The organism is Polaromonas sp. JS666, assembly GCF_000013865.1.
GTDB lineage: Bacteria > Pseudomonadota > Gammaproteobacteria > Burkholderiales > Burkholderiaceae_C > Polaromonas.
The window spans coordinates 2378283-2396119 of sequence record NC_007948.1 but is presented as its reverse complement, the minus strand read 5'-3'; the positions used below and the strand labels follow the sequence as shown (position 1 = coordinate 2396119).

Here is a 17837-nt window from a genome sequence, read left to right as displayed (position 1 = left end):
TTGGCTTTTGGCTTTTGGCTTTTGATTGGGTAAATTCAATCAGGTGAGTTGCCGGACCTCAGGCCTTGTTCGCCTTGGCGTAATTGGCAATGCCGTCGGTAATTTCCTTCTTCGCAGCCTCCGGGCCTTCCCATCCCTGCACTTTGACCCATTTGCCCTCTTCCAGGTCTTTGTAGTGCTCAAAGAAATGCGCGATGGTTTTCAGGCGCAACGGGTTCATGTCTTCAGGCTTTTGCCAATGGCTATAGAGCGAGCACTTCTTGTCGATGGGCACGGCCAGCACCTTGCCGTCTTCGCCAGCCTCATCGGTCATTTTTAAAATGCCGATCACGCGGCATGTCACCACCACGCCGGGAATCAGCGGCACGGGCGTGATGACCAGCACATCCACGGGGTCACCGTCACCGCTGATGGTTTTGGGCACATAACCGTAATTGGTCGGGTAGTGCATGGACGTGCTCATGAAGCGGTCCACAAAAATCGCGCCCGACTCCTTGTCGACTTCATATTTCACCGGGTCAGCGTTCATCGGGATTTCGATGATCACATTGAAGGAATCAGGAACGTTTTTTCCGGGAGAAACTTTATCTAGGGACATGGTCGATTGATGTTGATAAAAAGAAAGGGAAAGACAAGAACACGAAACGTTGCAGCAGGCGGCGTTGGTTGAGGGAGTCAACCGCTGGATTTAGCTACTCAGGATTTACCCTCATTTTACTGATTCATACCTTACGGGTCGTCAATTTGTCATGTTTTGGCAGTAAATTGCGCGAGTTGGCCAATCGTCTCCAAGCATGTTGGAAGCAGCGAGGAAGCAACGCAGCGGGGGTTTCACACCACACTAGCGTTGCTACCCCCTCCAAGCGAAAAACAAGGAGATCTCTATGACAGGCAACTCAGCGCTCATTCTTGCGCTCGTCTGCGGGCTTATTGCCGTGGGGTACGGCTTCTGGGCACGCAGCTGGATTCTTTCCCAGGACGCCGGCAATGCACGCATGCAGGAAATCGCGGCCGCCATACAAACCGGTGCGGCGGCTTATCTGGCCCGGCAGTACAAAACCATCGCCATTGTGGGCGTGGTCCTGGCCCTGCTGATCGGCTTTTTCCTGGACGGCAAAACCGCCATCGGCTTCTGTGTAGGTGCCGTGCTGTCAGGGGCCTGCGGCTTCATCGGCATGAATGTATCGGTGCGCGCCAATGTACGCACCGCACAGGCCGCCACCCGCGGCATTGGCCCCGCACTGGATGTCGCCTTCCGCGGCGGCGCCATCACCGGCATGCTGGTGGTCGGTCTCGGCCTGCTGGGTGTGACCTCGTTTTACTGGTTTCTGGTGGGCAACGGCAACTACACGCCCGACCGCAAGCTGGCCGAATTGCTCAACCCGCTGATCGGCCTAGCCTTCGGCGCTTCGCTGATCTCGATCTTCGCCCGTCTGGGCGGCGGCATTTTCACCAAGGGCGCTGACGTCGGCGCCGACCTGGTGGGCAAGGTCGAAGCCGGCATACCCGAAGATGATCCGCGCAACCCGGCCGTGATCGCCGACAACGTGGGCGACAACGTGGGCGACTGCGCCGGCATGGCGGCCGACCTGTTTGAAACCTACGCGGTGACGCTGATTGCCACCATGGTGCTGGGCGCCCTGCTGGTGGCGGCTGCCCCGCTCAACGCTGTGGTCTACCCGCTGGCACTCGGTGCCGTGTCCATCGTGGCGTCCATCATCGGCTGCTTCTTCGTCAAGGCTTCGCCCGTCATGAAGAACGTGATGCCGGCGCTGTACAGGGGCCTGGCCGTGGCCGGCGTGCTGTCGCTGATCGCCTTCTACTTCGTCACGATGTGGCTGATGCCTGACAACGCGATTGCCGCCTCAGGCACGCAGATACGCCTGTTCGGCGCCTGCGCCGTCGGCCTGATACTGACCGGTGCGCTGGTCTGGATCACCGAGTTCTACACCGGCACGCAGTACTCGCCGGTGCAGCACATCGCGCAAGCTTCCACCACCGGTCATGGCACCAACATCATTGCGGGTCTGGGCGTGTCCATGCGTTCCACCGCGTGGCCGGTGCTCTGCGTCTGTATCGCCATCATGACGGCCTATTCGCTGGCCGGCCTGTACGGCATTGCCACCGCAGCCACCGCCATGCTGAGCATGGCCGGCATTGTGGTGGCGCTGGACGCCTACGGTCCGATCACCGACAACGCCGGCGGCATTGCCGAAATGTCCAAATTGCCCGCCAGCGTACGGGAGATCACCGACCCGCTGGACGCGGTGGGCAACACCACCAAGGCCGTGACCAAAGGCTACGCCATCGGCTCGGCCGGCCTGGCCGCGCTGGTGCTGTTTGCCGACTACACCCACAAGCTGGAAGGCTATGGCAACGCCATCAGCTTTGATCTGAGCGACCCGATGGTGATCGTGGGTCTGTTCATCGGCGGCCTGATCCCCTACCTGTTTGGCGCCATGGCGATGGAGGCCGTGGGCCGCGCCGCCGGCTCGGTGGTGGTGGAAGTGCGCCGCCAGTTCCGCGAGATCAAGGGCATCATGGAAGGCACGGCCAAGCCCGAGTACGGCAAGGCCGTCGATATGCTGACCACCGCGGCGATCAAGGAAATGGTGATCCCGTCGCTGCTGCCGGTGGTGGTGCCGATCGTGGTCGGCCTCGTGCTGGGCCCCAAGGCGCTGGGCGGCATGCTGATGGGCACCATCGTGACCGGCCTGTTCGTGGCGATCTCGATGTGCACCGGTGGCGGTGCCTGGGACAACGCCAAGAAATACATTGAAGACGGCAACCATGGCGGCAAAGGCTCGGAAGCGCACAAGGCCGCCGTGACCGGCGACACCGTGGGCGACCCCTACAAGGACACCGCCGGTCCGGCCGTGAACCCGCTGATCAAGATCATCAACATCGTGGCGCTGCTGATCGTGCCCTTGATGATGAAGTTCCATGGCGGCCCGGCCAGCGCAGCGCCGGTCATGCCGATGGCGGCGCCCGCAGCCGTGTCGGCCCCCGCTCCGGCGATGCCTGCGCCAGCAGTGGCAACACCCATGGCGCCCGCAGCACCCGCGGCATCAGCATCCAAATAAAGACAATAAAGACGCTTGCTCGTTCAAAGCCCGCCTCGGCGGGCTTTTTTATTGGCCGTCGACAAGCCCGATCCATTGAGAGCATTCTTCGAAGGACGTGGCTAGCTGGAAAAGTCGTAACCGAGGCAAAAATCAAGCCGGAATGACCTCCGGCCGGATGCGGCAGGCAACCTACCGCGCGTCTTGCAGCCCGAAGCCTGCGGGGGCAAGGCTCGCAAGAACGGGCGTAACGGTGCACCTTTCGGGCAATGCGCCCAACCTCCATCCGTTGACGCCCGTTTTCCTGCCGGACAAGTGTTTATACTTATACTCGGGCAAACTGTTAGCGCTAACATACGACAAAGACAAGCACCAATGAAGCGCCCTGATGCCCTGTCCGTCCCGATCAGGATCCTCTCTTTCATTCGCCCCCGAACCATTCAATTGCCATGAACACCCTGCAATCATTCAAAGCCCGCACCGGCGAAGCCTTCGGCGCCCCTCTTCCCGCCAGCACCCCGGAGCAGGTCAACGCCGCGGCCGTTGCCGCCCAAGCCACCTTCGCCAGCTGGTCTGCCAGTACCGGCACCACCCGCGGAGCACTGCTGCGCGCGCTGGCCGCAGCGCTGGAAGCTGACCGGGACGAACTGGTAGCCGTGGCAGACGAGGAGACTGCGCTGGGTCCGGTGCGCCTGAACGGCGAACTCGACCGCACCGCCTTCCAGTTGCGCCGCTTTGCCGATATCGCCGAGCGCGGCGTGCCCTTTGCCACCACGGATGATCCCGCCGTGGCCGGCCCCCCGCCCGCCGGTCACCCGGCCATGGTCCGCCTGCGCGTGCCGCTGGGCCCTGTCGCCATGTTCTCGGCCAGCAATTTCCCGTTCGCGTTCTCGGTGCTGGGTGGCGACACCGCTTCGGCACTGGCTGCCGGCTGCCCGGTGGTCGTCAAGGCCCACTCGGGCCACCTGGTGTTGTCAAACCGGGCATTTGGCCTGGTCCAGCAAGTCCTCAAGGCCCAAAACCTGCCCGCAGGCCTGATCGGCATGATCCAGGGCGGCGGCTCCGATGTGGGCGTGCGTCTGGTGCGCCACCCGGCGATGGCCGCCGGCGCCTTCACCGGCTCGACGCGCGGCGGCGCGGCATTGCAGGCCGAGGCCAACGCGCGGCCACGCCCGATTCCGTTTTATGGCGAACTGGGGTCAACGAACCCCGTTGTCGCCCTGCCCGGCATTCTTGCTGCGCGCGGCGCCGAGCTGGCCGGCGTGCTCGCCGGATCGATTTCCCTCGGATGCGGCCAGTTCTGTACCAGCCCCGGTGTGATCGTGCTGCTCAAGGACCCTGCGAGCGACGCGTTTGTGCAGCAACTGACAAGCGCCCTGGCCACACAAAAACCCCATGCCATGCTGACCCCGGGCATGCGCAGCGCCTTCGATGCCGGTGTAGCCCACATGGCCTCCGCCGGTGCGCAGCCCTTGCTGCAGGAAGCCGGCAGCGCCGAGGCGCCCCGGCCCTTCCTGGCCCAGGTGGACGCCGTGAATTTCATCGCCAAGACCGAGTTGCGCGAAGAAGTGTTCGGCCCCTCCAGCCTGATCGTGCGTGCCGATTCCATCGCGCAGGTGCTCGACGTGCTGCACGCCGTGGGTGGCAGCCTGACGGTGACCCTCTGGGGTGCGGAAGACGACAATGCCGACACCCGCGCACTGGTGCGCGGCGCCACAGCCATTGCGGGACGCGTGCTGTTCGCCGGTGTGCCCACAGGTGTGGCCGTCACGGCCGCGCAGCAGCACGGCGGCCCATGGCCTTCGTCGACCCAGCCCATGACCACCTCGGTGGGTGACGCGGCGATGGAGCGCTTTCTGCGTCCCGTGGCCCTGCAGGACGCGCCAGCCTGGCTGCTGGCACGCAAGGGACAGCCATGCTGAACCACCTCGTGATGTTCCGCCGTTCCGCCGCAAACGGGACGTTGAGGCCTGAACGACTATCTGTTCCACCCATTGCACCAGGCCCTGATCGCCGACCTCAAGCCCTACTTTGAATGGGCGGCGGTGGATTACACGCTGTGAACCCCGAGACCCAAGGATTGACATGAGCAAAAAAACCTACGAATCGCTGCGCAGCGCGCGCTGGTTCGCCCCCGACGATGTGCGCTCTTTTGGCCACCGCTCGCGCGTGATGCAGCTGGGCTATGGCCCCGAAGACTGGGTCGGCAAGCCGGTGATCGCCATTGTGAACACCTGGAGCGACATCGGCACCTGCCACGGCCACTTCAAGCAGCGCGTGGAAGACGTCAAGCGCGGCGTGCTGCAGGCCGGCGGTTTCCCGATTGAACTTCCGGCCATCTCGCTGTCGGAATCCATCGTCAAGCCCACCACCATGCTCTACCGCAACATGCTGGCCATGGAAACCGAAGAGCTGCTGCGCAGCCACCCGATCGACGGCGTGGTGTTGATGGGTGGCTGCGACAAGACCACGCCCGGCCTGCTGATGGGTGCGATGAGCGCGGGCATGCCCTGCATCTACCTGCCGGCTGGCCCCATGCTGAGCGGCAACGTCAAGGGCAAGGTGCTGGGCTCGGGTTCAGACACCTGGAAATACTGGGACGACCGGCGCGCCGGCAAGATCAGCGCGGCCCAATGGCTGGAAGTCGAAGGCGGCATTGCCCGCAGCCACGGCCACTGCATGACCATGGGCACGGCCAGCACCATGACGGGCATTGCCGAGGCCTGCGGATTCACGCTGCCGGGTGCATCGTCCATTCCCGCAGTGGACGCCAACCACATCCGCATGGCCAGCGAATGTGGCCGCCGCGTGGTCAGCATGGTCTGGGAAGACCTGACTCCGGCCAAAATGCTCAGCCGCGCCTCGTTTGAAAACGCCATCGTGATCGCCATGGCCATGGGTTGCTCGACCAACGCCATCATTCACCTGGTGGCCATGTCGCGCCGCGCCGGCGAGCACTGCGCCGTGGGTCTGGACGACTTCGACGCCGCCAGCCGCAAGGTGCCCGTGATCGCCAATATCCGGCCCAGCGGCGACACCTACCTGATGGAAGACTTCTACTTCGCGGGTGGCATGCGCGGCATGATGAGCCGCTTGACCAGCCATCTGAAGCTGGACGCCATGACGGTCAGCGGCCGCACCCTGGGCGAAACGCTGGAAGGTGCCGAGGTCTACAACGACGACGTGATCCGGCCACTGGACAATCCCATTTATGCCGAAGGCGCGCTCGCCGTGCTGCGCGGCAACCTGGCGCCCGGCGGCTGCGTGATCAAGCCCAGCGCGTGCGCCCCGAAGTTCCTGAAGCACACTGGCCCGGCCCTGGTGTTTGACGACTACCCATCCATGAAGGCAGCCGTTGACGACGAGAACCTTGACGTCACAGAAAACCATGTCATGGTGCTGCGCAACGCCGGCCCGCAGGGCGGCCCGGGCATGCCCGAGTGGGGCATGTTGCCCATTCCCCTGAAGCTGGTGAAGCAGGGCGTGAAAGACATGGTGCGCATTTCAGACGCCCGCATGAGTGGAACGAGCTACGGCGCATGCATCCTGCATGTGGCGCCTGAAGCCTACATCGGCGGCCCGCTGGCACTGGTCAAAACCGGCGACCTGATTTCGGTGGACGTGCCAGGCCGGCGCATTCACCTGGAGGTCAGCGACGAAGAACTGGCGCAGCGCCGGGCCGCCTGGACGCCGCTGCCCAAACGCTATGAACGCGGCTACGGCTGGATGGCCGCGCGCCATATCCAGCAGGCCGACCAGGGCTGTGATTTTGATTTTCTGGAAACCTCGTTTGGCGCGCCGGTGGGCGAGCCCGACATTTACTGACACGAACAGACACGAACAACACGAAGTGATAGGAAGGACTCCCATGACCCTCAAAGCCGAAACCCGCGACAAGCTCAAAACCGTCAGCACCGCCACGCTGTGCACGGCCCTCTTCAAGCGCGGCCTGCGCAACCAGTTCATCCAGGACGTGCACCCGCTCAACGCCAACCTGCCCAACATGGTGGGCGAGGCCTTCACGTTGCGCTACATCCCGGCGCGCGAAGACCTGAACCCCATCACGGTGTTCCAGAACCCCAAACATCCGCAGCGCGTGGCGGTCGAGCAATGCCCCGAAGGCGCGGTGCTGGTGATTGACAGCCGCAAAAATGCTCGCGCCGCATCGGCCGGCTCCATCCTGATCACCCGCCTGATGGTGCGCGGCGCCGCCGGCATCGTCACCGATGGCGGCTTTCGGGATTCACCCGAGATCGCTGCGATGCCGTTCCCAACCTATCACCACCGCCCTTCGGCGCCGACCAACCTCACGCTGCACCAGGCGCTGGACATCAATGTGCCCATTGGCTGCGGCGATGTGGCGGTGTTTCCCGGCGACGTCATCGTCGGCGACAAGGAAGGCGTCTTTGTGATTCCGGCCCACCTGGCCGACGAAATTGCCGACGAAGCGGTGGAGATGACCGCCTTTGAAGACTTCGTCTCCGAGGAAGTCCTGAAGGGCCGGCCCATCATTGGCCTGTATCCACCCACCGAGCAGCAATCGAAGGACGACTTCGCCGCCTGGCGCAAGGCCAAGGGGCGATAGAACCTCATCTCACTCCTGCACAAAGTACTCCGGGTACCGCTCGCTGATGGTGTCCACAAAGCGCAGCGGCGAGCGGATGTGCAGCAGCATCGTTTCCCGCGCCTTGGCGCGGTCGCCGGCCACAATCGCACGCACCAGCTGGCGGTGCTGCTCAATGGCAATCCGGTTGCCGCCCAGCTCCGGGATGGCGATGTGGCGGATCCGGTTCATGCCCGTGCGTGCCAGCATCAGCGGATTCCAGGCATGCGGATGCCGCGCCAGCACCAGTATCTGGTAATGCAGGTCTTCGTCCGCTTTCAGGTGGCCCCCAAAATCCTTCTGGTCTGAAGCCGCAATCTGCCGCTCCAGCACGTCATGCAGCTTCTTGCGCTCCGCCAGTGGCGCCTCGCAGGCCAGTTCCGCCGCCAGGCATTCAATGGCCTCTCGCACAAAGATGGCATCTTCAATGCGCGCCCGGCTCAGCCGCGTGACAAACGTGCCACGCTGGGGCGTGACCTCCAGCAGGCCTTCGCCAACCAGGCGGCGAAACGCATCGCGCACCGGTGCCCGGCTCACACCCAACTCCTCTGACACGGCCAGCTCCGACAGCGCCATGCCCGGTGTGAATGAGCAGTTGAGGATCGCCGTGCGGATGCTTTCATAGGCTTCCTGGCTGATCATTCCCCGGCCGCCCGACCTGTCAGTCAATGCGGAATTGGCAGGAATTTCAGGGAGTTGCAGTCGTGAGCGGGCCATGGGGTGAGTTTACTGCTTGGATTTTCGTAGTATTCTGGCATACTAGAATACTACAAAGAAATTTCGGTACGATAACCCGAGAAACCATCCATCCGCCCAAAGCGGATAGGACCTACCCACCGCGAGGAGACACCATGAAACGCCTACTGTCCGTCCTGCTCGCCACGCTGGCCGCGTGGTCTGCAGCACCCGCCCAGGCGCAAGCGCCCGCAGCGCAGCCCTTTCCTACCCGACCCGTCACGGTGGTGGTGCCCTTTCCGCCCGGCGGCGGCACCGATGTCGGCGCCCGTCTCGTGGCCCAAAAACTCTCGCTCAAATGGGGACAGCCGGTGCTGGTCGACAACAAGGCCGGCGCCTCAGGCATGGTCGGCGCCGATGTCGTCGCCAGGGCCAAGCCGGACGGCTACACACTGCTGGTCGGCAATGTCGGCACGCAGTCGGTCAATCCCTCGCTGTACAAAAAAATGAGCTACGACCCGGACCGGGCGTTTGCCCCCGTCAGCATGATCGCCGAGCTGCCGCTGGTGCTGTTGATCACGCCGTCCCTGCCCTACCAGTCGATCCGGGACCTGGTGGCTGCCGCCAGATCGGAGCCCGGAAAGCTCAGCTATGCCAGCTCCGGCAGTGGCGGCGCGCCCCACCTGGCGGCTGAAATATTCAGGAAGTCCGGCGGCGTCAACATGCTGCACGTACCTTACAAAGGCGGTGGTCCCGCCGTGACCGACCTGATGGCCGGTCACGTCGACATCCTGTTTGCCACGGTGCTGGAATCCATCGGCCATATCAAGTCGGGCAAGCTGCGCGGCCTGGCTGTCAGTTCCGCCAGCCGGTCGCCCGCCCTGCCCGACATGCCCACCGTTGGGGAAAGCCTGCCAGGCTTTGACACCGGCTCCTGGATCGGCATGCTGGCTCCGGCAGGCACGCCACCCGCCATCGTCGAAAAAATCTCTGCCGATGTCCGCGAAGTGCTGGCCCAGCCCGATACCCGCCAGACCCTGATCATGCAGGGGGCCACGCCCCTGGGGCTCACACCCGCAGCCTTCCAGGCACGCATCGATGCAGACCGGCAGCGTTACGGTCGCATCATCCGTGAAAGCGGCATCACGATCGAATAGCTTGAACAACCAAAAGATTCTCCAACCCCCACAGCAACCGCATCCCCTTTATAGCCCCAGGAATCCAGATGAAAAAACTTCTTGCCGCCATTGCCGTCTCTGCCCTGTCAGTCAGCAGCGCGCTGAATGCGCAAACCTTCCCCAGCAAATCCATCACCATCGTCGTGCCAGCCTCTCCCGGTGGCGCCATTGACCTGGCCGCTCGGCTGATCGGCCAGAAGCTGACGGAGTCCACCGGCCAGCCGGTGGTGATTGACAACAAGGCCGGCGCCACCGGCATCATCGGCACGGATTTCGTGGCCAAGTCCGCTCCCGACGGCCACACCCTGGCACTCGTAGCCAGCAGCCACGCCATCAATCCGAGCATGAAGAAAGTGCTGCCATTTGACACGCTCAAGAGCTTTGAGCCGGTGGTGATCACGCACGTCGTGCCGCTGATGCTGGTGGTGTCGCCAACGCTGCCGGTCAAGACCCTGAAGGAACTGGTGGCTTATGGCAAAGCCAACCCCGGCAAGCTGTCTTTTGCCTCCAGCGGTCTGGGCGGTGCGCCCCATTTCAGCGGCGAACTGTTCAAGACCATGGCCGGCATCGACATGGTGCACGTGCCTTACAAGGGCAGCACGCTGGCCCATCCGGACCTGATCAGCGGCCGCACGTCCCTGATGTTTGACACGGTGGCAGCCATCAACACCCAGGTCAAGAGCGACAAGGTCCGCGCGCTGGCCGTGACCACGGCCAAGCGGTCCGCTGTTGCCTCTGATGTCCCCACCATGGCCGAGGCGGGCATGTCGGGTTACGAGACCAGCACCTGGGGCGGCATTCTGGCGCCCGCCGGCACGCCCAAGGCCGTCGTTGCCAAGCTGAACGCGGAAATCAACAAGGCACTCAGCGCGCCGGACGTGCGCCAGCGCCTGCAGGAAGCCGGGATTGAAGTGGGCGGCGGCACGCCCCAGCAATTCAGCAGCTTCATCCAGTCTGAAATGGTCAAGTGGGCCAAGGTGGCCAAGGACGCCGACATCCAGCCCGAGTAAGGCCCGGATAGCTATCGAGATAGCCTGAGGACTGATACGTGAACCACGGCATGAATCACAACACCACCCCGGCAAGTACCCAGGTACTGGCCAATGGCTCACGCGAACCCACGGCCGAGAAGCGGCCGTGCTATGTGTCCGTGCAACTGGCGGGCGAGATTGCGCTGGTGAGTCATCGTGCCCTCTACGACACCTTCAACCGGGGCGAGCCCGGCACATCTGACGTACAGGTCAGCCAGATCTGGCAATTTGACGCTGGGGCCTGACGCCTGCTGCTGCGCCAGGCCAGCAAAACCCCAAACCCCAAACCACTGACTGTTTGACTCCCGGCCTCCTTGACTCCCTCTTACAAACCCATGAAACCCAGACTCCTGCAGCACGTAGCCATACCCCCCCTGCTCGCGACCGAATTCAACACCCGCTATGACGCGCATCCCCTCTGGAAGGAGGCCGACCCCGCAGCCTTCCTCGCCCGGCATGGCCATGAATTCACCGGCTACGTGACCAGCGCGCGCTTTGGTGTGGACGATGCCACCCTGGCGGCGATGCCCAACCTCAAGGTGATTTCCAGCTTCGGCGTGGGCACTGAAACCCTGCCTCTGGAGGCCGCCCAGGCCCGCGGCATCGCGGTAGGCTACACACCGGATGTCCTGAATGACTGCGTGGCCGACACGGCTTTTGGACTGGTGATGGATGTGGCGCGCCGCTTCAGTGCCTCAGACCGGTTCGTGCGTGCCAGGCGCTGGCTGCAGGGCGCTTATCCGCTGGCCACGCGGGTCAGCGGCAAGCAGCTGGGCATCCTCGGGCTGGGTCGCATTGGCCAGGTCGTCGCGCGCCGCGCCAGCGGTTTTGACATGGAAGTGCGCTACCACAATCGTCGCCCGAATCCGGCGGTTCCCTACACCTACGAATCGTCCATCGAGTCACTGGCCCGTTGGGCGGATTTTCTGGTGGTCGTGAGCGCCGGTGGCCCCGAAACCCGCCACCTGGTAACGGCCAGCGTGCTACGCGCACTGGGCCCCCAAGGCTTTCTGATCAATGTGTCGCGGGGTTCGGTGATCGACGAAGACGCCCTGATTCAGGCACTGGAAGAAGGCACCATCGCCGGCGCCGGCCTGGATGTGTATGCGGATGAGCCACGCATACCCGAGCGGCTGCTGGCACTGGACCAAGTGGTATTGCTGCCGCACCTGGCAAGCGCCACCAATGAGACACGCCAGGCCATGGCCGAGCTGGTGGTGGACAACCTGGACGCTTTTTACGCGACCGGCAAGCTACGGGCCAGCGTTCCGCTGCCAGCCTAAGCTTCGTCCCCGGGTTCCGCTGAGCGGGTGCGGGCGAGGCGGGCGCAGCGATGTATACATTTTTGCAACGGGATGCGCCGTCCCGGCAATAACCCATGGAGGTTTGACCGGGGCATGTGCTTTTCACGCAAAATCATACCCATGCAACTCAATTACATTGCCAACGCGTCGGTCCCCTCGTCTTCCGGCAAAACCATTCCCGTTCTCGACCCGTCCGATGGCCAGGTCTTTGACGTCATCCAGCGCAGCAATGCCTACGATATTGATGCGGCCGTCAGCAGCGCCCGCAGCTGCCTGGAGCTGGTCTGGCGGCGCTTCAGCGCCGCAGAGCGTGGCCGGCTGCTGATGCGCCTGTCGGCCAAGGTGGCACAGCATGCCGATGAGCTGGCACTGATCGAGCAGCGCGACTGCGGCAAACCCGTCAAACAGGCCAGGGCCGATGCGGCCGCGCTGGTGCGCTACTTCGAGTTTTATGCCGGCGCCTGCGACAAGCTGCACGGCGAGACCATTCCCTACCAGGACGGCTACAGCGTGATGACGTGGCGCGAGCCGCATGGCGTCACGGGTCACGTCATACCCTGGAACTACCCGATGCAGATTTTCGGGCGCAGCGTGGGCGGCGCACTGGCGGCCGGCAATGTCTGCGTCGTCAAGCCGGCTGAAGACGCCTGTCTGTCGCTGATCCGCGTGGCGCAGCTCGCGGCCGAGGTTGGTTTTCCGGCAGGGGCGATCAACATCGTGACGGGCTATGGCCACGAGGTCGGCGACGCGCTGGCCCGCCATCCCGGCATCGACCACATCAGCTTCACCGGCAGTCCTTCGGTGGGCACGCTGATCCAGCAGGTGGCGGCCGAGCGCCATTGCCCGGTGACGCTGGAGCTGGGCGGCAAAAGCCCGCAAATCGTGTTTGCCGATGCCAACCTCGATGAGGCCATTCCCACAATCATCAACGCCATTGTGCAAAACGCCGGGCAAACCTGCTCGGCCGGCTCCCGCCTGCTGGTGGAGCAGGCCATCTACGAGCCCCTGCTGGAGCGGCTGGGACAGGCCTTCGAGAACCTGCGTGTCGGACCGGCCTCGATGGACCTGGACGTCGGCCCGCTGATCCGGCAAAGCCAGCAGCAGCGTGTGTGGGATTTTCTAAGCGACGCGCAGGTCGCCAACATCCCCATGGTGGCGCAGGGCCAGATCGTGGAAGAAGCGCCCGATACCGGTTTTTACCAGGCACCCACCTTGCTGCGCGACGTACCGGTGATGCACCGGCTGGCGCAAGAAGAGGTTTTTGGCCCGGTGCTGTGCGCCATGAGCTTTCAGGGCGAAGACCATGCGGTTGAACTGGCCAACGCCACCCGCTTCGGCCTGGTGGCAGGCATCTGGACCCGCGACGGCGCCCGCCAGTTCCGCATGGCCCAGCGTGTCAAGAGCGGGCAGGTGTTCATCAACAACTACGGCGCCGGCGGCGGCGTGGAGCTGCCCTTTGGCGGCGTGAAGTCATCCGGCTATGGGCGCGAGAAGGGATTCGAAGCCCTGTATGGCTTCACCACACTGAAGACCGTGGCGGTGCGGCATGGCTGACAGGCTCCCCGGCCCGCCAGATGTACTAAGCTTACGTATCAATAAAAACCTGGAGACAACCCAATGAGGGTGAAAGACAAATCCATCATCGTCACCGGCTCTGGCGGCGGTATCGGCGAAGGCATTGCCAGACGGCTGGCCGCCGAGGGCGCCAAGGTCATCGTCAATGACATCAACGTGGCCATGGGTGAAAAAGTCGTGGCAGCCATCACCAAGGCCGGTGGCACCGCTTCATTTTTTGCCGCCGATGTCACGAAATCCGCAGAAGTCAAGGCGCTGGTCGATGCGGCCATGCAGCGTTACGGCAAGCTCGACGTGATGGTCAACAACGCAGGCTGGACGCACCGCAACCAGCCCGCGCTTGACGTGAGTGAAGATGACTTCGACAAGTGCTACGCCATCAATGTCAAAAGCATTTACCTGGCCACCATTCATGCAACGCCGGTGTTTCGCCGCCAGGGTGGCGGCAGCTTCATCAATATCGCCTCCACGGCAGGTGTGCGCCCGCGTCCGGGCCTGACCTGGTACAACGGCTCCAAAGGCGCGGTCATCACCACCTCGAAATCCCTGGCGGCGGAACTCGGGCCCGACAACATCCGGGTGAATTGCATCAACCCGGTGTTCAACCCCGATACCGGCCTGTCGGCCGAATTTGCCGGGGGGCCACTGGATGAAGAACGCCGCGAGCGGTTTCGCGCCAGCATCCCGCTGGGCCGTTTTTCCACGGCGCTGGATGTGGCCAATGCGGCCCTTTACCTGGCCAGCGACGAGGCCGATTTCATCAGTGGCGTCTGCATCGAGGTGGATGGCGCGCGCTGTGTATAGAGCCCCCACGCTCGTATAAAGCCCCCACGCTCCCCACTGCGTGTGGTTCGCTGCCCCCCGAGGGGGCGCTGCGCCTGCGGCCCGGCTAAGCCGGTTCCGCGGCCCCTGCTGGTGTGGTCTTGGCCCCACGCTCCCCACTGCGTGTCGCCTGCAGCCCCTGCTGGGAGGAGAGAGCCCCATGCAAGGGTGGGACGGCCCGACGGAAAATTGCCGTCCTCCTCGCAAAGTCAGGGTCAATAACGCTCAGCGCCTGGGGATAAGGGCGGAACTTTGCCGCTTGGGCGGGCCAATGGAGTAAATTCTCCCTTTGGGCCCACCACGATGACGACAGACAAAATCATTCCGCTGGCAGATATCCGCTACGCAAGCCGCGTGCCGCATATCCCTGCCCGTCTGCAGGCCCCGTCGGGCCTGTTGAGCGACACCCTGGGCCGGCCGCTGCGCGATTTGCGCATCAGCGTGACGGATCGCTGCAACTTCCGCTGCAGCTACTGCATGCCGCGCGAGGTCTTTGACAAGGACTACGCTTTTTTGCCGCAGAGCTCCCTGCTGAGCTTTGAGGAAATCACCCGGCTGGCCAAAATTTTTGTGGCACATGGGGTGGAGAAAATCCGGTTGACCGGTGGCGAGCCGCTATTGCGCAAGCACCTCGAGGTGCTGATCGAGATGCTGGCAAAACTGCAAACACCGGATGGCAGGCCGCTGGACATCACGCTGACCACCAATGCATCGCTGCTCGCCAAAAAAGCGCAGGCGCTCAAGGATGCCGGCCTGCAGCGCGTCACTGTGAGCCTGGACGGGCTGGACGATGCCACGTTCCGCCGCATGAACGATGTGGACTTTCCTGTGGCCGATGTGCTCAAGGGGATTGAAGTGGCCCAGAACGTGGGCCTGGCCCCCCTGAAGATCAACATGGTGGTCAAGCGCGGCACCAACGATGCCGAGATACTCCCCATGGCGCGGCACTTCCGGAACACCGGCGCAGTGCTGCGCTTTATTGAATACATGGACGTGGGCGCCACCAACGGCTGGCGCATGGACGAGGTGCTGCCGTCGGCACAGGTGATTGAACGTCTCAACGCCGAATTCCCGCTGGTCGCCATCGACCCGAACTACACCGGCGAAACGGCAGAGCGCTGGCGCTATGCCGACGGCGCGGGCGAGATCGGCGTGATCAGCAGTGTTACCCAGGCCTTTTGCAGCGACTGCAACCGGGCACGGCTGTCGACCGAAGGCAAACTGTTTCTGTGCCTGTTTGCCAGTCAGGGGCATGACCTGCGCGCCCTGCTGCGCGGTGGTTTTGCCGACGACCAGATCGCCGCGGCAGTCAGCCACATCTGGCAGGCCCGCACCGACCGTTATTCGGAGTTGCGCGCGGCCCTGCCGGCAGACGCCAGCCCGCCCGATGGCACGCTCAAGCGGGTTGAAATGAGCTACATCGGGGGCTGAACCCAGGACCGCGGAAATATGACCGCCATGCTTTCCACGGCGGATAATGCACTACCCTGCTGTGGGACTGCTTTTCCTGGGAGTCCCCGCGGAAAATTATTGGCTTGAGTGTGACTGCGCTCGTTCTTCATCACCTTCTACCGGAGCCAGATTTGGCAAACCCTGACATCACCGCCCCACTCCATGTGGAAGCCATTACCGGCGTGATCCTCGCAGGCGGGCGCGGCTCGCGCATGGGGGGCGTTGACAAGGGCCTGCAAAACTTCAACGGCGTTCCGCTGGCGCTGCACACCCTGCTGCGGCTGAGTCCACAGGTTGGCGACATCATGATCAACGCCAATCGCAACCTGGCGGCTTACGAGTCGTTTGGTGTTCCAGTGTGGCCCGACAGCACCGGCCTGGGCGACTACGCCGGGCCACTGGCCGGTTTCCTGACCGGCCTGGAGCGCTGCGAGACACCCTACATGCTCACCGTGCCCTGCGACACCCCGCTGTTTCCGGAAGATCTGGTGGCGCGCATGGCTGAAGCGTTTGTACGGGAAGGTGCCGACTTTGCAGTCGCTTGCGCGCCCGAAGAAGATGGGCAGCTGAGGCCGCAGCCGGTGTTTTGCCTGATGCGCACCGGCATGCTCGAAAGCCTGGTGCAATTCACCAAAGATGGTGGCCGAAAAATCGATGCCTGGACCGCGCAGCACAAGACAGTCCTTGTGCCGTTTGACCGGCCCACGGACGACGCGCGCGGCTTTTTCAATGCCAACACGCTGGCTGAGCTGCACCAGCTGGAATCCCGCCTGCCGTGAAAACACTGGAGCAGATTGCCACCGAACTGCAGGGCTATGACCCGCAGGCCATGTCGGCCGCCGATGTGCTGGCATTTTTGTCCCGTCTGGCCGTGCCCGTTCAGGATGTTGTCGAGTTGCCTTTGTTCGAAGCCTTCGGCCGGGTGCTGGCGGACGATGTGATTTCGCCGTTTGACGTGCCGCCTCATGACAACTCGGCCATGGACGGCTACGCGTTTGACGGCCGCCAATTGGCAGCCAATGCCGCGCTTGAACTCGAGGTGGTGGGCACGGCGCTGGCGGGCAAGGCCTGGCAAGGCAGCGTTCTGCCAGGCCAGTGCGTCAAGATCATGACCGGTGCCATCATGCCGCCGGGGCTGGACACCGTGGTGCCCCAGGAGTTCACCAAGCTGCAGCCTGGCCGCGAATCCGCTGAAAACGCCCGCGCCAGCATTCCGCCCGGCTTGTTGAGCGCCGGTGACAACCGCCGCCTGCGCGGCGAAGACCTGATTCGGGGCAAACCCGCGCTACGCAAAGGCGAGCTGCTGACCCCCGCCCGCCTTGGGCTGGCGGCCTCCTTGGGCCTTGAAACCCTGAAAACCTGGCGGCCGCTGCGGGTCGCCTACTTTTCCACTGGCGACGAGATTTTGTCGCTGGGCGAAGCACCCCGTGAAGGCGCCGTGTACGACAGCAACCGCTACACCGTCTTCGGCATGCTGAGCCGCCTGGGGTGCCAGGTGATAGACATGGGTGTGGTGCGTGACGACCCGGCGCTGCTCGAAGCGACATTTTCCCGCGCAGCGGCACAGGCCGATGCCGTCATCACTTCGGGCGGCGTCAGTGTGGGCGAGGCCGACTTCACCAAGGCCATGATGAAAAAACTGGGTGACGTCGCCTTCTGGCGCATTGCCATGCGACCAGGCCGTCCCATGGCGGTCGGGCGCATCCTGCCGGCAAAATCCGCACTCAGCCCAGACTCAACCGGGCAAGATGGCGATCAACAACATGGCAACCCTCACGGTGCGATCCTGTTTGGCCTGCCAGGCAACCCCGTGGCGGTGATGGTCACTTTTCTGGCGTTTGTGCGCCCTGCCTTGCTGCAGATGATGGGCGCGAATGCGGCAGCACCACCGCTACTCAGGGCGCGCAGCACGGAAGCCATCCGCAAAAAACCGGGGCGCACCGAGTACCAGCGCGGCTGGGTGTCCACAGCGCCCGACGGCTCGCTGCAGGTCAGGACCACCGGCAACCAGGGCTCCGGTGTGCTCAGCTCCATGGCCGAGGCCAACGGCCTGATCATGTTGCACCACGGTCAGGGCAGCGTGGCGGTGGGTGACGAGGTTGATGTGATGATGTTCGAGGGCGTCCTCTAACCCG

15 protein-coding genes are annotated in these 17837 nt (G+C 63.5%); 13 read left to right on the top strand and 2 right to left on the bottom strand.

Annotation, left to right across the window (positions count from 1 at the left end; all coding sequences use genetic code 11):
- Window positions 1-58: 58 nt before the first annotated feature.
- Window positions 59-598 (bottom strand): inorganic diphosphatase, encoded by a 540-nt coding sequence (gene ppa, locus BPRO_RS11430; RefSeq protein ID WP_011483221.1) that lies wholly within the window; start codon window positions 596-598, stop codon window positions 59-61.
- A 286-nt stretch (window positions 599-884) separates the two neighbouring features.
- Between ppa and BPRO_RS11425 the strand changes: the two genes are divergently transcribed.
- The 4 genes from BPRO_RS11425 (at window position 885) to BPRO_RS11410 (ending at window position 7647) form a co-directional block, all read left to right on the top strand.
- Window positions 885-3083 carry a sodium-translocating pyrophosphatase gene (locus BPRO_RS11425; protein ID WP_011483220.1) on the top strand — a complete coding sequence of 733 codons (2199 nt, stop codon included), beginning with the start codon at window positions 885-887 and terminating at the stop codon, window positions 3081-3083.
- A gap of 428 nt (window positions 3084-3511) precedes the next feature.
- Window positions 3512-4984, top strand: coding sequence for an aldehyde dehydrogenase (NADP(+)) (locus tag BPRO_RS11420; protein ID WP_011483219.1), 1473 nt, complete (start codon window positions 3512-3514; stop codon window positions 4982-4984).
- A 163-nt stretch (window positions 4985-5147) separates the two neighbouring features.
- The gene (gene araD, locus BPRO_RS11415; RefSeq protein ID WP_011483218.1) at window positions 5148-6887 is read left to right on the top strand and encodes an L-arabinonate dehydratase; all 1740 of its coding nucleotides are present in this window, start codon (window positions 5148-5150) and stop codon (window positions 6885-6887) included.
- Between the two features lie 43 nt (window positions 6888-6930).
- Window positions 6931-7647 (top strand): ribonuclease activity regulator RraA, encoded by a 717-nt coding sequence (locus tag BPRO_RS11410; RefSeq protein ID WP_011483217.1) that lies wholly within the window; start codon window positions 6931-6933, stop codon window positions 7645-7647.
- Window positions 7648-7656: 9 nt separating this feature from the next.
- On the opposite strand, the gene BPRO_RS11405 is transcribed toward BPRO_RS11410, so the two are convergent.
- Entirely contained in the window at window positions 7657-8382 is a 726-nt protein-coding gene (locus BPRO_RS11405) for a GntR family transcriptional regulator (RefSeq protein WP_011483216.1), read from the bottom strand.
- Window positions 8383-8516: 134 nt separating this feature from the next.
- On the opposite strand from BPRO_RS11405, the gene BPRO_RS11400 reads away from it, so the two are divergent.
- The 9 genes from BPRO_RS11400 to glp all read left to right on the top strand — a co-directional run bounded on the left by BPRO_RS11400 (window position 8517) and on the right by glp (window position 17833).
- A complete protein-coding gene (locus tag BPRO_RS11400) occupies window positions 8517-9497 on the top strand; it encodes a Bug family tripartite tricarboxylate transporter substrate binding protein (RefSeq protein WP_011483215.1) in 981 nt (326 codons plus the stop codon).
- 68 nt (window positions 9498-9565) lie between these two features.
- Window positions 9566-10528, top strand: a complete 963-nt coding sequence (locus BPRO_RS11395) for a tripartite tricarboxylate transporter substrate binding protein (RefSeq protein ID WP_011483214.1) — start codon at window positions 9566-9568, stop codon at window positions 10526-10528.
- A gap of 50 nt (window positions 10529-10578) precedes the next feature.
- Window positions 10579-10794: a hypothetical protein gene (locus BPRO_RS11390; RefSeq protein ID WP_011483213.1), complete on the top strand. Its 216-nt coding sequence runs from the start codon at window positions 10579-10581 to the stop codon at window positions 10792-10794.
- A 90-nt stretch (window positions 10795-10884) separates the two neighbouring features.
- Window positions 10885-11832: a 2-hydroxyacid dehydrogenase gene (locus BPRO_RS11385; protein WP_011483212.1), complete on the top strand. Its 948-nt coding sequence runs from the start codon at window positions 10885-10887 to the stop codon at window positions 11830-11832.
- A gap of 141 nt (window positions 11833-11973) precedes the next feature.
- Entirely contained in the window at window positions 11974-13407 is a 1434-nt protein-coding gene (locus tag BPRO_RS11380; RefSeq protein ID WP_041389650.1) for an aldehyde dehydrogenase family protein, read from the top strand.
- A 63-nt stretch (window positions 13408-13470) separates the two neighbouring features.
- Complete coding sequence (locus BPRO_RS11375) at window positions 13471-14232, top strand: SDR family oxidoreductase (RefSeq protein ID WP_011483210.1); 762 nt, start codon at window positions 13471-13473, stop codon at window positions 14230-14232.
- A gap of 321 nt (window positions 14233-14553) precedes the next feature.
- Window positions 14554-15681, top strand: a complete 1128-nt coding sequence (moaA, locus tag BPRO_RS11370; RefSeq protein WP_011483209.1) for a GTP 3',8-cyclase MoaA — start codon at window positions 14554-14556, stop codon at window positions 15679-15681.
- Between the two features lie 233 nt (window positions 15682-15914).
- Entirely contained in the window at window positions 15915-16481 is a 567-nt protein-coding gene (gene mobA, locus BPRO_RS11365) for a molybdenum cofactor guanylyltransferase MobA (protein ID WP_232291558.1), read from the top strand.
- Complete coding sequence (gene glp, locus BPRO_RS11360) at window positions 16478-17833, top strand: molybdopterin molybdotransferase MoeA (RefSeq protein ID WP_011483207.1); 1356 nt, start codon at window positions 16478-16480, stop codon at window positions 17831-17833. Before mobA ends, glp begins: the two co-directional genes overlap by 4 nt.
- The last annotated feature ends 4 nt before the right edge of the window (window positions 17834-17837 follow it).